The organism is Pseudomonas sp. BIGb0176 (genome assembly GCF_024810175.1).
GTDB lineage: Bacteria > Pseudomonadota > Gammaproteobacteria > Pseudomonadales > Pseudomonadaceae > Aquipseudomonas > Aquipseudomonas protegens.
In genome coordinates this window covers 804,851-819,999 of sequence record NZ_JANUEC010000003.1, presented here as the reverse complement: position 1 = coordinate 819,999, position 15,149 = coordinate 804,851, and the positions used below count along the sequence as shown (strand labels likewise).

17 protein-coding genes are annotated in these 15,149 nt (G+C 63.4%); 10 read left to right on the top strand and 7 right to left on the bottom strand.

All coding sequences use genetic code 11. From position 1 onward, the window contains the following. Positions 1-17 precede the first annotated feature (17 nt). Positions 18-1,109, bottom strand: coding sequence for a chorismate synthase (aroC, locus tag M2395_RS21965; protein WP_053159739.1), 1,092 nt, complete (start codon positions 1,107-1,109; stop codon positions 18-20). Positions 1,110-1,250: 141 nt separating this feature from the next. Here aroC and M2395_RS21960 point away from each other — a divergent pair, with 141 nt between their 5' ends. Beyond that, positions 1,251-2,204, top strand: coding sequence for an alpha/beta hydrolase (locus M2395_RS21960; RefSeq protein WP_015636592.1), 954 nt, complete (start codon positions 1,251-1,253; stop codon positions 2,202-2,204). Positions 2,205-2,303: 99 nt separating this feature from the next. Then, positions 2,304-3,095, top strand: a complete 792-nt coding sequence (locus M2395_RS21955) for a hypothetical protein (RefSeq protein WP_011062620.1) — start codon at positions 2,304-2,306, stop codon at positions 3,093-3,095. A 51-nt stretch (positions 3,096-3,146) separates the two neighbouring features. On the opposite strand, the gene prmB is transcribed toward M2395_RS21955, so the two are convergent. Beyond that, on the bottom strand, positions 3,147-4,055 hold the full coding sequence (gene prmB, locus M2395_RS21950; protein ID WP_011062621.1) for a 50S ribosomal protein L3 N(5)-glutamine methyltransferase: 909 nt from the start codon (positions 4,053-4,055) through the stop codon (positions 3,147-3,149). Positions 4,056-4,295: 240 nt separating this feature from the next. Here prmB and M2395_RS21945 point away from each other — a divergent pair, with 240 nt between their 5' ends. From M2395_RS21945 to M2395_RS21925, 5 genes are all read left to right on the top strand, one after another. After that, entirely contained in the window at positions 4,296-4,886 is a 591-nt protein-coding gene (locus M2395_RS21945) for a cysteine hydrolase family protein (protein WP_011062622.1), read from the top strand. A 129-nt stretch (positions 4,887-5,015) separates the two neighbouring features. Beyond that, on the top strand, positions 5,016-5,336 hold the full coding sequence (locus tag M2395_RS21940) for a hypothetical protein (RefSeq protein ID WP_011062623.1): 321 nt from the start codon (positions 5,016-5,018) through the stop codon (positions 5,334-5,336). Positions 5,337-5,411: 75 nt separating this feature from the next. Next, positions 5,412-5,969, top strand: coding sequence for a Smr/MutS family protein (locus tag M2395_RS21935; RefSeq protein WP_123431304.1), 558 nt, complete (start codon positions 5,412-5,414; stop codon positions 5,967-5,969). A gap of 77 nt (positions 5,970-6,046) precedes the next feature. Further along, on the top strand, positions 6,047-6,592 hold the full coding sequence (gene folE, locus M2395_RS21930) for a GTP cyclohydrolase I FolE (protein WP_011062625.1): 546 nt from the start codon (positions 6,047-6,049) through the stop codon (positions 6,590-6,592). 103 nt (positions 6,593-6,695) lie between these two features. Continuing rightward, a complete protein-coding gene (locus M2395_RS21925) occupies positions 6,696-7,067 on the top strand; it encodes a glutaredoxin domain-containing protein (protein ID WP_015636595.1) in 372 nt (123 codons plus the stop codon). A gap of 19 nt (positions 7,068-7,086) precedes the next feature. Here M2395_RS21925 and M2395_RS21920 read toward each other — a convergent pair whose 3' ends face one another. The 3 genes from M2395_RS21920 to M2395_RS21910 are packed head-to-tail and all read right to left on the bottom strand — an operon-like array spanning position 7,087 to position 10,065. Next, positions 7,087-7,413: a hypothetical protein gene (locus tag M2395_RS21920; RefSeq protein WP_015636596.1), complete on the bottom strand. Its 327-nt coding sequence runs from the start codon at positions 7,411-7,413 to the stop codon at positions 7,087-7,089. Then, positions 7,410-8,768 carry an acyclic terpene utilization AtuA family protein gene (locus tag M2395_RS21915; protein ID WP_123431305.1) on the bottom strand — a complete coding sequence of 453 codons (1,359 nt, stop codon included), beginning with the start codon at positions 8,766-8,768 and terminating at the stop codon, positions 7,410-7,412. Before M2395_RS21915 ends, M2395_RS21920 begins: the two co-directional genes overlap by 4 nt. 1 nt (position 8,769) lies before the next feature. Further along, positions 8,770-10,065: a CitMHS family transporter gene (locus tag M2395_RS21910; RefSeq protein ID WP_123431306.1), complete on the bottom strand. Its 1,296-nt coding sequence runs from the start codon at positions 10,063-10,065 to the stop codon at positions 8,770-8,772. 131 nt (positions 10,066-10,196) lie between these two features. Here M2395_RS21910 and M2395_RS21905 point away from each other — a divergent pair, with 131 nt between their 5' ends. Beyond that, positions 10,197-11,090, top strand: coding sequence for a LysR family transcriptional regulator (locus tag M2395_RS21905; protein ID WP_011062630.1), 894 nt, complete (start codon positions 10,197-10,199; stop codon positions 11,088-11,090). A gap of 60 nt (positions 11,091-11,150) precedes the next feature. On the opposite strand, the gene M2395_RS21900 is transcribed toward M2395_RS21905, so the two are convergent. Both M2395_RS21900 and M2395_RS21895 read right to left on the bottom strand, forming a co-directional pair. After that, on the bottom strand, positions 11,151-11,753 hold the full coding sequence (locus M2395_RS21900) for a glutathione S-transferase family protein (RefSeq protein WP_011062631.1): 603 nt from the start codon (positions 11,751-11,753) through the stop codon (positions 11,151-11,153). 10 nt (positions 11,754-11,763) lie between these two features. Beyond that, positions 11,764-12,930 carry a PLP-dependent aminotransferase family protein gene (locus M2395_RS21895; protein ID WP_015636598.1) on the bottom strand — a complete coding sequence of 389 codons (1,167 nt, stop codon included), beginning with the start codon at positions 12,928-12,930 and terminating at the stop codon, positions 11,764-11,766. Between the two features lie 82 nt (positions 12,931-13,012). Between M2395_RS21895 and M2395_RS21890 the strand changes: the two genes are divergently transcribed. Both M2395_RS21890 and M2395_RS21885 read left to right on the top strand, forming a co-directional pair. Next, complete coding sequence (locus M2395_RS21890) at positions 13,013-13,456, top strand: MarR family transcriptional regulator (protein ID WP_123431307.1); 444 nt, start codon at positions 13,013-13,015, stop codon at positions 13,454-13,456. A 287-nt stretch (positions 13,457-13,743) separates the two neighbouring features. Continuing rightward, positions 13,744-15,093 carry an NCS2 family permease gene (locus M2395_RS21885; RefSeq protein ID WP_015636600.1) on the top strand — a complete coding sequence of 450 codons (1,350 nt, stop codon included), beginning with the start codon at positions 13,744-13,746 and terminating at the stop codon, positions 15,091-15,093. Positions 15,094-15,149 lie beyond the last annotated feature (56 nt).

The following is a 15,149-nucleotide window of genomic DNA, read 5'->3' as shown; positions in this document are numbered from 1 at the left end:
GACTGGCAGGACCGGCATTACAGCTGGCCCAGCACCGGCGTGCTGACGCGCACGTCGGCATTCTGGCCGCGGTGGCGCAGCAGGTGATCCATCAGCACGATGGCCATCATCGCCTCGGCGATCGGCGTGGCGCGAATGCCCACGCACGGGTCGTGGCGCCCCTTGGTGATCACGTCCACCGGGTTGCCGTCGATATCGATGGAGCGCCCGGGGGTGGTAATGCTGGAGGTCGGCTTGAGCGCCAGGTGAGCGACGATCGGCTGCCCCGAGGAGATGCCGCCCAGAATGCCGCCGGCGTTATTGCTGAGGAAACCGTGCGGGGTCAGTTCGTCACGGTGCTCGGTGCCGCGCTGGGCAACGCAGGCGAAACCGGCGCCGATCTCCACGCCCTTGACCGCGTTGATGCTCATCAGCGCATGGGCCAGCTCGGCGTCCAGGCGATCGAAAATCGGCTCGCCCAGGCCCGGCATCACCCCTTCGGCCACCACGGTGATCTTCGCTCCGACCGAATCCTGGTCTCGACGCAACTGGTCCATATAGGCTTCCAGCTCCGCAACCTTGTCCGGATCAGGGCTGAAGAAGGCGTTGTTCTCTACCGAATCCCAGGTCTTGAAGGGAATCTCGATCGGGCCCAGCTGGCTCATGTAGCCGCGAATCACGATGCCCTGGCTGGCCAGGTACTTCTTGGCAATGGCCCCGGCCGCCACGCGCATGGCGGTTTCCCGGGCCGAGCTGCGGCCGCCACCACGGTAGTCGCGGATGCCGTACTTGTGGTGATAGCTGTAGTCGGCGTGAGCCGGGCGGAACAGGTCCTTGATCGCCGAATAGTCCTTGGACTTCTGATCGGTGTTGCGGATCAACAAGCCGATGGAACAGCCGGTGGTCTTGCCTTCGAACACCCCGGAGAGGATCTCGACCTCGTCGGGTTCCTGGCGCTGGGTGGTGTGGCGGCTGGTGCCAGGCTTGCGCCGGTCCAGGTCACGCTGCAAGTCCTCCAGCGTCAGTTCCAGGCCCGGCGGGCAGCCGTCGACAATGGCGACCAACGCCGGACCATGGCTTTCGCCCGCGGTGGTGACAGTGAACAGCTTGCCGTAGGTATTGCCGGACATGCAGGGAGCTCCGTGAAATCAGCCGAAATAACTCAATCTGGATTAGCGCGTGCGCCAGTATACGCAGGCTACCCAACTAGTTCATCCTCGAACCTTCTGCCTGTTACCGAGTCAAACCGGCACCTTATCCATGATGGCGCGATGATGCTGCGAGTTCTTCTCTTGAGCCTTTCCCTGTTCACCGGCCTGGTTCATGCGGCCGTCCTGCAACGCCCCGTGAGCCTGGACACCGGGCACGGTGAGCTGTACGGCTCGCTGCTGCTACCCAAGTCCGAGCAGCCGGTGCCGGTGGTGCTGATCATTTCCGGCTCCGGCCCCACTGACCGCGACGGCAACAACCCCGATGGCGGGCGCAACGACAGCCTCAAGCGCCTGGCCTGGGTACTGGCCAAGCACAACATCGCCAGCGTGCGTTATGACAAGCGCGGCGTGGCCGCCAGCCTCGCCGCGACCCCGGACGAACGCAACCTGACCCTGGACGCCTATGTCGCGGATGCCGTGGCCTGGGGCAACAAGCTCAAGGCCGATCCACGCCTGGGCCAACTGATAGTCCTGGGGCATAGCGAAGGCGCACTGATCGCCACGCTGGCGGCACCGCAGCTGAATGCCGCAGGCGTTATCTCGATCTCCGGAACCGCCCGCCCGGTGGACCAGATCCTGCGCCAGCAGTTGAGCTACCGCCTGCCACCGGCGCTGATGCTGCGCAGCAATGAGCTGCTGGACAGCCTCAAGGCCGGCAAGGTCGACCCGGATGTGCCCCCTGCCCTGCAAGTCATCTTTCGCCCCAGCGTGCAGCCTTACCTGATCACCCTGTTTCGCGAAGACCCGGCGGCGGCCTTCGCCCGCCTGAAGATGCCGGCGCTGATCATCCAGGGCAGCAACGACATCCAGGTCAGCGTCGATGACGCCAGGGTCCTCAAGGCCGCCAAACCGGATGCGCAACTGGCACTGATCGAGGGCATGAACCATGTGATGCGCATCGTGCCCAATGACCTCAAGCGCCAGCTGGCCTCCTACAAGGACCCGCAATTGCCGCTGGCAGCGGAACTGGGCAGCGCGATCATCGATTTTATTGACGGACTTCACACCCGTTAGGCTGTTTTTGCCCTCCAGTCCTGAAAAAAACGGCCGATAAGCCTTTGCCGGCCGTTCAATTGCTGTCGGCGCGCAGCGATTGGACAGGATCTCGCCGTTATGACTGATACCCCGAATTCACCCGCCACCGAGCAGGAAGCCGCCGCCCCGGAAGCGCCGCCGCTGCCGTGGGCCGATGTGCAGGCCGAGCACCACAAGATGCTGCGCCTGGCACCCTTGCAGACCGACCGCGCCACGGGCGGACGGCCTCTGCGCTTTGTCGAGTTCGGTTATGCCGAACGCAACAACAAGGAGCACAGCCTGCTGCGCATGACCATCAGCCTCCCCGGCCAACGGGTGCGCAAGGAACAGAATCACCTGGATGTGTGGGTCGAGCACGACACTCGCCGGGTGCACTTCGAACCCGAAGGCGGCCTGCAGGTCGAACCGCTGAACCGCGGAATCGGCCGTTTCCTGCTGGCCCAGGCAGCGCAGTGGGCCCAGAAGAAGTGGCCGCACTACCGGGTCGACGGCTTCGACCTGGCGAACAAGGATGCCCTCAACGAAGACACGCGCCTGCGTCGTGACCACGTGCTGCGCACCCAGGGTTTCGATGTGGTGTATGCCGATGCCCAGCACCTCAAGGGCAGCGTCAAGGATGTCCAGGTGGGTGAACTGCTGGGCCAGTGGAATAGCGAAAAGCTGCAGTTCGTGGAGATTCTGGAAGCGGCGCAGATGCTCCAGCAGGCCGAACAGAATCTTGAAGAACTGGAAGTGAAGCTGCGCAAGCAGGAAGAGAAAGTCACCAAGTACAAGCGCGAGGACACCGGTCTGCGCTTCACCATCACCTGCCTGGTGGCCTTTGCGGTGTTCCAGGCCGGGCTGCTGATCTGGATTGCGACTCATCGCTGAGCCGTAACGCCTGACCGCCAGAGGCCCGCGTTGCGCGGGCCGGCAATCGGCTCAGACCCGGGACGCGAACAACGCCTGATGTTCGCGGCACTGCTCCGCGGTCAGCATGAACACACCGTGGCCACCGCGCTCGAAGTCCAGCCAGGCGAAGTCGACCTCCGGGTACAGCGCCTCGACATGCACCTGGCTGTTGCCCACCTCGACAATCAGCAAGCCCTTCTCGGTCAGGTGGTCCGCCGCCTCGGCCAGCATCCGCCGCACCAGGTTCAGGCCGTCCTCGCCACAGGCCAGGCCCAGCTCGGGCTCATGCTGGTATTCATCCGGCATGTCGGCGAAGTCTTCGGCATCGACATAGGGCGGGTTGGACACGATCAGGTCGAAGCGCTGCCCGGGCAGGCCATCGAAGCCGTCGCCCTGGACCGTGAACACCCGCTCATCGACGCCATGGCGCTCGATGTTCTGGTTGGCCACTTCGAGGGCTTCGAAGGACAGGTCCGCCAACACCACCTCGGCATCACGGAATTCATAGGCACAAGCGATACCGATGCAGCCGGAACCGGTACACAGGTCGAGAATCCGTGCCGGCTCGCTGCCCAGCCAGGGCTCGAAACGTTTTTCGATCAGCTCGCCAATCGGCGAACGGGGAATCAGCACGCGCTCATCGACAATGAACGACATGCCGCAGAACCAGGCCTCGCCCAGCAGGTAGGCGGTAGGCACGCGCTCCTGGATACGACGCTTGAGCAGGTGCTGCACATGGACCAGCTCGTCGTCTTCCAACGCGCAATCAAGGTAGCTGTCGGCAATTTCCCAAGGCAGGTGCAAGGCGCCGAGCACCAGTTGACGGGCCTCGTCCCAGGCATTGTCGGTACCATGGCCGAAGAACAGATCCTCCCCATGAAAGCGGCTGACGGCCCAGCGGATATGGTCGCGCAAGGTGCGCAGGCGGGAAGTGATCACGGGACAGACTCCTGACAAAACGACCGGCGATTCTAACAGCCAAAACGCTTGCCGACGACGAATGAAAAACCAGCGACGGGCAAGAGTGTTCAAGCGTTTTTTTGCTCGGGAAGGCTGCATACCTTGCCCCACTTGACAAGGCTGCAGGCCAGCAACGGCGCACCTTACGTTAGTAGCGATTCACAGAAGCGCTCCGCCAGAGGACAATGGCGCAAAAGCCCCACTCACAGGAGCCCCAGAATGTCCGTTCCAAAGACGATGTTTCAACTCAGCGGTCGTGGTTATGCAGCGGCCAATTTGAGCCACGCGACCCTTGTGATCATCGACGCCCAGAAAGAATACCTCAGCGGCCCGCTGGCCCTGTCCGGCATGGACGCGGCAGTGGCCAACATCCGCCAACTGCTGGCCGCGGCCCGGGCTGCCGGTCGCCCAGTGGTGCACGTACGCCACCTCGGTACCGTCGGCGGCCTGTTCGACCCACAAGGCGAGCGCGGCGAATTCATTCCCGGCCTTGAACCCCAAGGCGACGAAACCATCATCGGCAAACTGCTGCCCAGCGCGTTCCACGGCACCGAACTGGAAAAGCGCCTGCAGGACCTAGGTTCCCTGGACCTGATCGTCGCCGGTTTCATGAGCCACTCCAGCGTCAGCACCACCGTGCGCGCGGCCAAGAACCTGGGCTTTCGCTGCACCCTGGTAGAAGACGCCTGCGCCACCCGCGACCTGCCCTACAAGGGTGGCATCCTCAGCGCCGAGCACGTTCAGCAAACCGAAATGGCAATCATGGCCGACAACTTCGCCACCCTCGCCCAGACCGCAAGCCTGATCTGATCAGCCCTGGTGAGCGGCTGGCGGGCCGCTCATCCATAAACCCCTCGCCTTTGCAGCAATTGCCTTAGCCTCAGGAACCACCCGGTCAACTTCCGGTCGAAGGGCCGATACCCATTGAGGAAGGTCGGAATGAAGATATCCGATGGTTTTGACGCACGCCGATTGCGGCCCAAAAGCCCGCGAAACTGGCGGTTGCGCCTGGGTGCGGGATTCTCCGCGCTACTGGCGACATTTGGCGTGCTGCTGGCGATGGCCGGTACTGCGAGCCTGCTGGGCCGTGCCCCGGCGCTGGGGGAAATGAATGCCAGCCCGGCGGGCTCGGCGGTGATCCTGGTGGTCGGCCTGTTGCTGCTGTATGTCGGCGTGCGCTTGTGGCGGCGCTGCCGGCGGCGCATGCGCCAGCCCCTGGCGCTGAACATGGCGCCGCACCTGATGAAAAAACACGACTGACATTCCCGAGGCGCGATTTGCGCGCCTTAAGGTGTTCCGAGTTGGGTAAACTAGCCGCCCTTCGCGGAGGCTGACATGCAAGACGACGATTTTTCCCTGTTCAAAAACGAGATCCGCGGCGTCAAGCCGATCAAGCACGATCGTGCCGATATAGGCAAACCCAAGAGCGACCGGGCGCAGATCGCCAAGTTGCGCCAGGCGGCCACCGTACGCAGCGAGACCACCACGGTGGACGGGCTGTCCGACCAGTTCGTCATCGACGTGGGGCCGGAAGATGAGCTGATGTGGGCCCGCGACGGGGTCCAGGAAAGCCAGATGCGCAAGCTGAAGATCGGCCAGATCCCCTTTGAAGGCAGCCTCGACCTGCATGGCATGACCGTGGAAAAGGCCCGGGAAACCCTCTGGGCCTTTCTCGCTGAAGCCACCCAGTTCGAAATCCGCTGCGTGCGCGTCACCCACGGCAAGGCCGTGCGCCTGGACGGCAAGCGACCGATGATCAAGAGCCACGTCAACACCTGGCTGCGCCAGCATCCGCAGGTGCTGGGCTTCACTTCCTGCCAGGCCAGGCATGGCGGTACCGGGGCGCTGTACGTCATGCTCAAGCGCACCATGATGGAAGGCCGTGACGAATAAAGCCGCTGCATCACGCTTGCAGCGTCGTGTCCGCCACCGTACCCTTGCCCTTTGCGTAAAATCCCACAGGTAGTTTCATGTCCCTGGAACAGAATTACACCGCGATCCTCGGCCAGCTGGGCGAGGACGTCTCCCGCGAGGGCCTGCTCGACACGCCCAAGCGTGCCGCCAAAGCCATGCAGTACCTCTGCCGCGGTTATGCCCAAACCCTGGAAGAGGTCACCAACGGTGCCTTGTTCAGCTCCGACAACAGCGAAATGGTCCTGGTCAAGGACATCGAGCTCTATTCGTTGTGCGAACACCACCTGCTGCCGTTCATCGGCAAGGCCCATGTCGCCTACATTCCCAGCGGCAAGGTCCTGGGGCTGTCGAAAGTCGCGCGCATCGTCGATATGTATGCCCGCCGCCTGCAGATCCAGGAAAACCTCAGCCGGCAGATCGCCGACGCCGTCCAACAAGTGACCGGCGCCCTCGGGGTGGCCGTGGTGATCGAGGCCAAGCACATGTGCATGATGATGCGCGGTGTGGAGAAACAGAATTCGTCGATGATCACCTCGGTGATGCTGGGCGAGTTCCGCGAGAATGCCGCGACCCGCAGCGAATTCCTCAGCCTGATCAAGTAACAGGCTGCAGGCGAAAAAACCGGCGTTGATCGCCGGTTTTTTTTCGCCCGGGAAAAATCAGGTAAGCTGCCGCCCCTTCATTCATGGGCAAGAGGCAATAACCGTGATCGTCAAAGCGCTGCGAGTCGGCCTGGGCCAACTCATCATTTTCATCGACTTCATCACCCGCCCACGCAAGCAGCAGCGGGACGCCGCCGCTCAGGCGCAAGTCGTGGAAGCCGCCAAGGGCCTGACCCTGTACCAGTTTCACGCCTGCCCGTTCTGCGTGAAGACCCGCCGTACCCTGCATCGCCTGAATGTGCCGGTGGCCCTGCGCGACGCAAAAAACAACGAGCAGGACCGCCAGGCCCTGTTGGAGCAGGGCGGCAAGATCAAGGTGCCGTGCCTGCGCATCGAAGAGAACGGCCAGACCACCTGGATGTATGAATCCAAGGTGATCATCGGTTACCTGAACCAGCGCTTCGCGACCGTCTGACGCCCTCCCCCGGGGCTCTTCATTCCCGGGCCAACTGCAAGTCAAGCAAGGCCGCGCCCAGGCACTTGCCGTGGGCATCCAGCGCCAGGGAGCGGGTCACTCCGCCGCGCAGGATGCCCGGCAAGACAAAGTTCAAGGCCCGCACATTCTCCAGGACATAGCGCTGTACCGGCGCCGCATCGCTCCCCAGCAAGCCGGCGAAATATTGCGCCACGCGCTCGGCGGTAAGCTGCTCGCAAAGAAAGGCAAAGTCCTCGGCGCGGTAGGCAATCACCGAAATATTCGAAGTGTCGCCCTTGTCCCCGGTACGCGAGTGCGCCAAGTCACGCAATTTGACCTCATTCATGCCCGTACCTCCTGATGCAAGGTGACCCTGACGGCCTCCCGGGGCAGTAACAGCGAAGCCACCGCCACCACCTGCCGCAGGCTTTTACTGGTCCCGCCGCCACCAGCGGGCCCATTGGTATAGAGGGTTTCCACCTCATTGCCGACGCACACCGCTTCGGCCTTGTCCGTGCAGCGAGCCGCCACCCGCAGGCGCACTTCCCAGGGTTCGGCAGGCGCTCGCTGGCCCAGTTCAACACCGTGCAAGGCATCGATGCCGATCAGCTCCGCGCGCACTTCCTGCATCTGTACCCCGGTCAGGGCCAGGCGTTCGAGCACGATATCCCGGGCCAGCCGCGCCCTGGCCACAGCCCCAGGGCCGCCATAGGAAATCTGCCCTTCGCCGATCCAGCCATCCAGGTAGCCGACGCTGACCTTGAGCCGCTCAGGCCGTGGGCTGCCTGCCGCCCCTTGCAGCCGCACCCGGTCCGGTGCCTCCTCGACAAAGCCCACCGCGGAAAAGTCGGCACAGACATCCGGCGTCAGGTAGGCCGCCGGGTCATGCACTTCGTAGATCAACTGCTCGGTACAGGTAGCGCTGCTGACCTGCCCCCCGGAGCCCTTGACCTTGGTGATCAGCGCCGCGCCCTGTGCATCCACTTCGGCCAGGGGGAACCCCAGGCGCGCCAGACCGGCCACATTCTTGACCCCCGGATCGGCAAAGTAGCCGCCGCTGACCTGCCCTGCGCACTCCAGCAGATGCCCCACCAGGGTCCCGCGCCCCAGACGCAGCCAGTCATCCTCGGCCCAGCCGAACTCGAAGATCTGCGGCGCCAGGAACAACGAGGGGTCGGCCACCCGCCCAGTGATCACTACGTCGGCATCAGCCCGCAGCGCGTCGACGATGCCCTGGGCGCCCAGATAAGCATTGGCGGAAATCAGCCGCTGCCCCAGCGAGCCCAGGGTCTGCCCGTTGTCCAGCACCCACTCCGGCCGGGCCCGCAGAGTCTCGAGCACATCGTCCCCCAGCACCGCGATCACCTTGAGCCCTGGCAAGCCCAGCTCGGCCGCGATCCGTTGCACCTCGGCCACCGCCGCCAACGGATTGGCCGCCCCCATGTTGCTGATGATGCGCAAACGCCGCCCCGAGGCCGTGGCGCCGACAAAGGGCAGCACCCCGCGCATCCGTGCCCCCAGCAACGGGTCGTAGCCGCTGTGCGGGTCGGCCAGGCGCGCCTGCTGCGCCAGGGCGATGGTGCGCTCGGCCAGGCATTCGAACACCAGGTAATCCAGGTCGCCCTGTTGCGCCAACTCGATGGCGGGCTCGATACGGTCACCGGAGTAACCGGCGCCGGAGCCGATACGTAGGCTTTTCATCTTAAAAAACTCCCAGCAGCAGCGCGGTCAGGGTCATCAACACTGACGCAGCTAATAGAAAGGGGATGGTGAAACGCTGGTGGTCGGCCAGTTCGATCTTGCACAGGCCCACCAGCAGGAAGGTCGCCGGGGTCAGCGGGCTTACCGGGAAACCGGTGGTGTGCACGCCGAGCAACGAAGCCTGGGCCACTTGCAGCGGGTCGACACCCAGGGCCTTGCCCACTTCGGCAATCACCGGCATCACCCCGAAGTAGTAGGAGTCAGGGTCGAACAGCATGCTCAGGGGCATGGACAGGAACCCCACCACAGTCGGAATCAGCTTGCCGTGACCGGCAGGAATCTGCGCCACCGCCACTTCGGCAATCGCCTTGAGCATGCCGCTGCCCTGCATGATGCCGGTGAACACACCGGCCGCCAGGAGAATGCTGGCCATGGTCAGGGCCGTCTTGGCATGAGCATCGATGCGTGCCCGCTGGGCCTCGACATCCGGATAGTTGATGCACAGCGCCAGCACCGTGCCGACCATGAACATCACCACCGGATCGACCCAGCCGGCAATCATCACCAGCATCACCAGCACCGTAAGCAGCAGGTTGATCCAGAAGCGCCCGGGACGGCGTAGCGCCTCTTCGGCGGGGCTCAATACCCGGGTCGGGATGCCTGCACCGGCCGTGGCATCGGCACCGAGCCCCAGGCGGCGCTCCTCCCGGCGGCCGAGCCACCAGGCGCTGGCGAAGACGAACAGCAGGCCGACGATCTGCACCGGGATCAGCGGCTGGAACAGATCCGCCACCGGCACATGCAGGGCCGCTGATGAGCGCAGTACCGGGCCGGTCCAGGGCAGGAAATTGACCCCCGCGGCCATCGCCGCGACACAGGCCAGAATCCGTCGATCGATGCCCAGCCGGGTATACAGCGGCAGCATTGCCGGCACCGTCACCAGGAAGGTCACCGCGCCGGAACCGTCCAGGTGCACCAGCAGCGCCAGAAGCGCCGTACCGACCACGATCCGCGTCGGCCGGGTGCCGACGGTACGCAGGATGCGGTCGATGATCGGGTCGAGCATGCCGGCGTCGGTCATGATGCCGAAGAACAGGATAGCGAACACGAACATGCCTACCACGGGGGCGACGTTCTTGATCCCGGTGACGATGAAGGCGCTGGTCTGCAGACCGAAGCCGCCGATCAGCGCGGCGATGATCGGCAGCGCAATCAGCGCGACCAGAGGCGACAGGCGCTTGCTCATGACGGCCGCGAGCAGGCAGAGAATGGTGATGACACCCAGGGTGGCGAGCATGGAGCAACTCCAGTGTGCCGCCTCTTCAAGCCGGGGCCGGAAGGCGGACGGTTATTGTTTTTCTGGAGTATTGAAATCGCGCTAGTCTTTGTAAATTGGAATATTCGGCGCCTTGCATTCGGAAAAACAAAATGAAGAACTCGATCCAGCATATCCAGGCCTTCCTCGCCGTGGCCCGCAGCGGCAACTTCAGCAAAGCCGCCGCCGAGCTGCACCTGTCGCCATCAGCCCTTACCGTGCAGGTCCAGCAACTGGAGGAATGGCTAGGGGTCGCCCTGCTCGATCGCAGCCCGCGCCATGTCAGCCTGACCGCTGCTGGGCTGCAGGCCCGGGGACCGATGGAGAAACTGCTGCTGGACCTGGACAACATCGTCAGTGGCTCCCGGGACCTGGCCGCCCTGCGTCGGGGCGTGGTCACCCTCGCCGCGCTGCCGTCGGTCTGCGCCGGGGTGCTGCCGCCGGCCTTGCGCCAGTTTCGCGAGCAATTTGCCGGAATCGAGGTACGCCTGCAGGACCTGGTGGCTCACCGCATTCATGCCCAGGTCCGGGCCGGCGAGGTGGATTTCGGTATCGGCGGGCGCGCCCGGCTCAGCCACGGGCTGGATTTCCAACCTCTGCTGGAGGATCGCCTGTGCCTGTTCGTGGCCACCGATCATCCCCTGGCCCAGCGCCAGTCAGTGACGCTGAAGGACCTGGCCCGCCAGCCGATCATTCTCACCGGCCGCGACAGCAGCGTGCGCGAGCAGGTCGAAGCGCTGTTCGACGACAGCCGACTGTCCCTGCTTCCAGCCATGGAAGCCAACTACATGAGCACGGTGCTGGCGCTGGTACGCCAGGGGCTGGGCATTACCCTGCTGCCGGAATCCGCCGATGACGGCCGTGAGGGCCTGCGCCGAATTGCCATCAAACACCCGGGGGTCAGCCGCGAGATCGGCCTGATCCGCCGCAGTGGCCAGCAACTGAGCCCAGCGGCGCAGCGCTGTTATGAGTTGCTACGCCAGAACCTGGCCGGCAAACATCGTTAGCGGGCCCCACAACGCACCGAACCGGCACAAGGCCGGTCCAGTGGGGATAAAAGCACCCGCTCAGTCGAGCATCGGCACGTGTCGCGGATGGCTTTGCACCCGCTGCATCCAGGCCTGGATGCCCGGGTAGCGGCTCAGGTCGAAACCGCCCTCATCGGCCACGTGGGTGTAGGCATAGAGCGCAATGTCGGCGATCGAATAGTGCTCGCCCACCAGGTACGGGGTGCGGCTCAATTGTTTCTCCATCACGTCCAGCGCCTTGTAGCCACGCTTGTGCAACTTCAGGTATTCCTCGCGGCGCTCCTCGGGCAGCCCTTCGTAAAGCTGGATGAAACGCGCCACCGCGATGTAGGGCTCATGGCTGTACTGCTCGAAGAACTGCCATTGCAGAACCTGGGTGCGCAAGCGCGGTTCGCTGGGCAGGAACTGACTGCCGTCGGCGAGGAAGTTGAGAATCGCGTTGGACTCCCACAGGCAGGTGCCGTCTTCCAGTTCCAGAACCGGAATCTTGCCGTTGGGGTTCTTTGCCAGGAAGGCCTCGGTCTGGGTATCGCCCCCGAGAATATCCACCGCCTGCCATTCATAAGGCAGCCCCAGCAGATTGAGCATCAACTTGATCTTGTAGCAGTTGCCCGAACGGTAATCGCCATAAACCTTGTACATGGCCCTCCCCTTAGGCTGCCTGTGCAGCCTGTGCTTGACGTATCACGGTGGCCAGCCGCTTGAGGCCTTCGTCCAGCCGCGCCGGATCGATATGGCTGAAATTCAACCGCAGATGCCCAGGGTTGCGTTCCGGATCGGCAAAGAACGGCTCACCGGGCATGAATGTGACGTCGTGCTCCAACGCCGACTTGAGCAAAGTGCGGGTATCCAGGGGCTGTTTCAAGCTCAGCCAGAAAAACAATCCGCCCTGGGGCACCTGCCAATCCGCCAGATCGGCGAAATGGGTGAGCAAGGCGCCCTGGAATTCATCCCGGCGCTGGCGATAGAAACTGCGCAACTGATCCAGGTGCGCCTGATACTGCTCGCTGCCGATCCACTGCATGGCCTGCCACTGGCCAACCCGATTGGTGTGCAGGTCCGCCGACTGCTTCAGCCGCAGCAGGTGCGGAAACAGGTCCGGGCTGGCAATCAGGTAACCCACCCGCAGGCCCGGCAACAGGGTTTTAGACACGGTGCCGGTGTAGATCCAACTGGCTTTTTCCAGGCGGCCGACAATAGGCGTGGCACTGCCACCATCGAACGTCAGCTCACGGTAGGGCTCGTCCTCGATCAGGGTCACGCCGAACTCGTCCAGCAAAGCCGCCACGGCATCACGCTTGGCTTCGCTGTAGCGCACCGCCGAGGGGTTCTGGAACGTCGGGATCAGGTAGATGAACGCCGGCCGGTGCTGCTCCAGGCGCGCACGCATCTGCACCAGGTCCGGCCCATCGGCCTGCAGCGGTACGGTCAGGCAGTCGGCGCCGAACAGCTGGAAAATCTGCAGGGCGGCCAGGTAGGTCGGCGCTTCCAGCATGATCTGGGTGCCCTTGTCGATGTACAGCTTGGCTGTCAGATCGAGGGTCTGCTGGGAACCACTGACCACCAGCACCTGGCTCGCCTCGCAAGGCACCCCGAGCTGGCGCGCCTGGGCCGCCAGGGCTTCACGCAATTGCGGCTCGCCTTCGCTCATGCCGTATTGGCCCATGGCCAACGGCATGTCCTGCCATTGCACCTTGGGCAGCATCACTTCGGCCGGCAGGCCCCCGGCGAACGACATCACTTCCGGGCGCTGGGCCGCGGCAAGGATTTCACGGATCAGAGAGCTTTTGAGACGCGATACACGTTCGGAGAAGGCCATGGAGATCACCGCTAGCGAAGGCTGAGGAAAATACGTCAAACTGCTTGACCGAAATTACGCCGACCTTTGCAGATACGTCAATATGCTTGACCTTAAAAACCAGGCTTCGCAGCAAGCGGCCATGGAAGCCTTCTTCTTCGGCTATCAGGCGTTTACCGCCAAGGCCGACGAAATGCTCGAACGCCGGGGCCTGAGCCGGGTGCACCAGCGCATCGTGTTTTTCATCGCCCGCTATCCCGGGCTCAGCGTCAAGGAACTGCTCAATCTGCTGGGGGTGAGCAAGCAGGCATTGAACACACCGTTGCGCCAATTGATGGAATTGCACCTGGTGGACAGCGTCGCACCGGACAGCGACAAGCGTAAGCGCCTGTTGCAGTTGACCGCCGATGGCACAGGCTTCGAGCAATCCCTGCGCCGCGAGCAGGTCAAACTCCTGCAACGGGCCTTCAGCGAAGCTGGCGAGAGTGCGGTCAATGGCTGGCTGGCGGTGAACCAGGCGCTGGCCGGCAAACCCGTCGAAGACTGAGCCCCTGCGGGCGCCATTCATTGGTGCGCCGGCCCCGGCCTTGCCCCAAACCCTTGCACACCCCGGCGCAACGTCGGGGCCGCGATATAGCCATGTTCGCGGATTTTTCGCACACAACCCCAAAAACATTATTTGCTTTCTTTGTATACAAACGCATAATTCGCCCGACGAGTTCTTGACCCACAGGTCAACAAAACCCGCACGCCTTACCTGCCTCAAAGAGCCGCTGCCCACCCTTGCGTGTCCGGCTCTGGAAAAAACAATAAAACTCTTGAGGAGTACTCGCTGTGGAAAGCCGCAAATCCGAAGCCTCTACGCTCGATCTCTCGCCGTCGCTGAACAGCGGCTGGCTGGAGCGCATCTTCAAACTCAGGTTGCATGGCACCACGGTGAAGACCGAGTTGATTGCCGGTCTGACAACCTTCATCACCATGGCCTACATCATCTTCGTCAACCCCAACATCATGGCCGACGCCGGCATCGATCACGGCGCAGCCTTCGTCGCCACCTGCATCGCCGCCGCCCTGGGCTGCCTGTTGATGGGCCTGTACGCCAACTGGCCGGTGGGCCTCGCACCGGGCATGGGGCTCAACGCCTTCTTCACCTACACCGTGGTCGGCACCATGGGCTACCACTGGGAAACCGCCCTTGGCGCGGTGTTCATTTCCGGTGTGCTGTTCATGATCCTGACCCTGTCGCGGGTACGTGAATGGCTGCTCAACAGCATTCCGGTGAGCCTGCGGTTCGCCATGGGTGCCGGGGTCGGGCTGTTTCTCGGCCTGATCGGCCTGAAGACGGCCAACATCATCGTCGACAGCCCGGCCACCCTGATCAAGCTCGGCAACCTGCGAGACCCCGGCCCACTGCTGGCGGCCGTCTGCTTCTTGATGATCGCAGTGCTCAGCTATCACCGGGTCTTCGGCGCGATTCTCATCAGTATCATCGCCGTGACCCTGGCCGGCTGGGGCCTGGACCTGGTGCACTACAACGGGATCATGTCCACTCCGCCGAGCCTGGCGCCGACCTGGATGGCCATGGACATCGCCGGCGTGTTCAACGTCAGCATGATCAGCGTGGTCCTGGCGTTCCTCTTCGTGCACATGTTCGACACCGCCGGCACCCTGATGGGCGTGGCCCAGCGCGCCGGCCTGGTGAACGCCGATGGCAAGATCGAGAACCTTTCCCGCGCACTCAAGGCGGACAGTGCCTCCAGCGTGTTCGGTGCCGTGGTCGGTGTACCACCAGTCACCAGCTATGTGGAAAGTGCCGCCGGGGTCGCCGCTGGTGGCCGCACCGGGCTGACCGCGGTCACCGTGGGCGTGCTGTTCATTGCCGCAATGTTCTTCGCTCCCCTGGCAGGCATGATCCCCGCCTATGCCACCGCCGGCGCGCTGATCTATGTGGCGATGCTGATGATGGGCGGCATGGCCCACATCAACTGGGACGAGGCCACCGACAGCATTCCGGCCATCGTCACCGCGATCATGATGCCCCTGACCTTTTCCGTCGCCGATGGCATTGCCCTGGGCTTCATCACCTATGTGGTGCTGAAGGCCGGCACCGGCAAGTACAAGGAAATCTCCATCAGCCTGTATGTGCTGTGCGCGATTTTCATCGCCAAGTTCATTTTCCTCTAGGACGCCCTGCTCCACCCAGGCCCCATCCCGCTGGATGGGGCTTTTTCGTTGCCGAT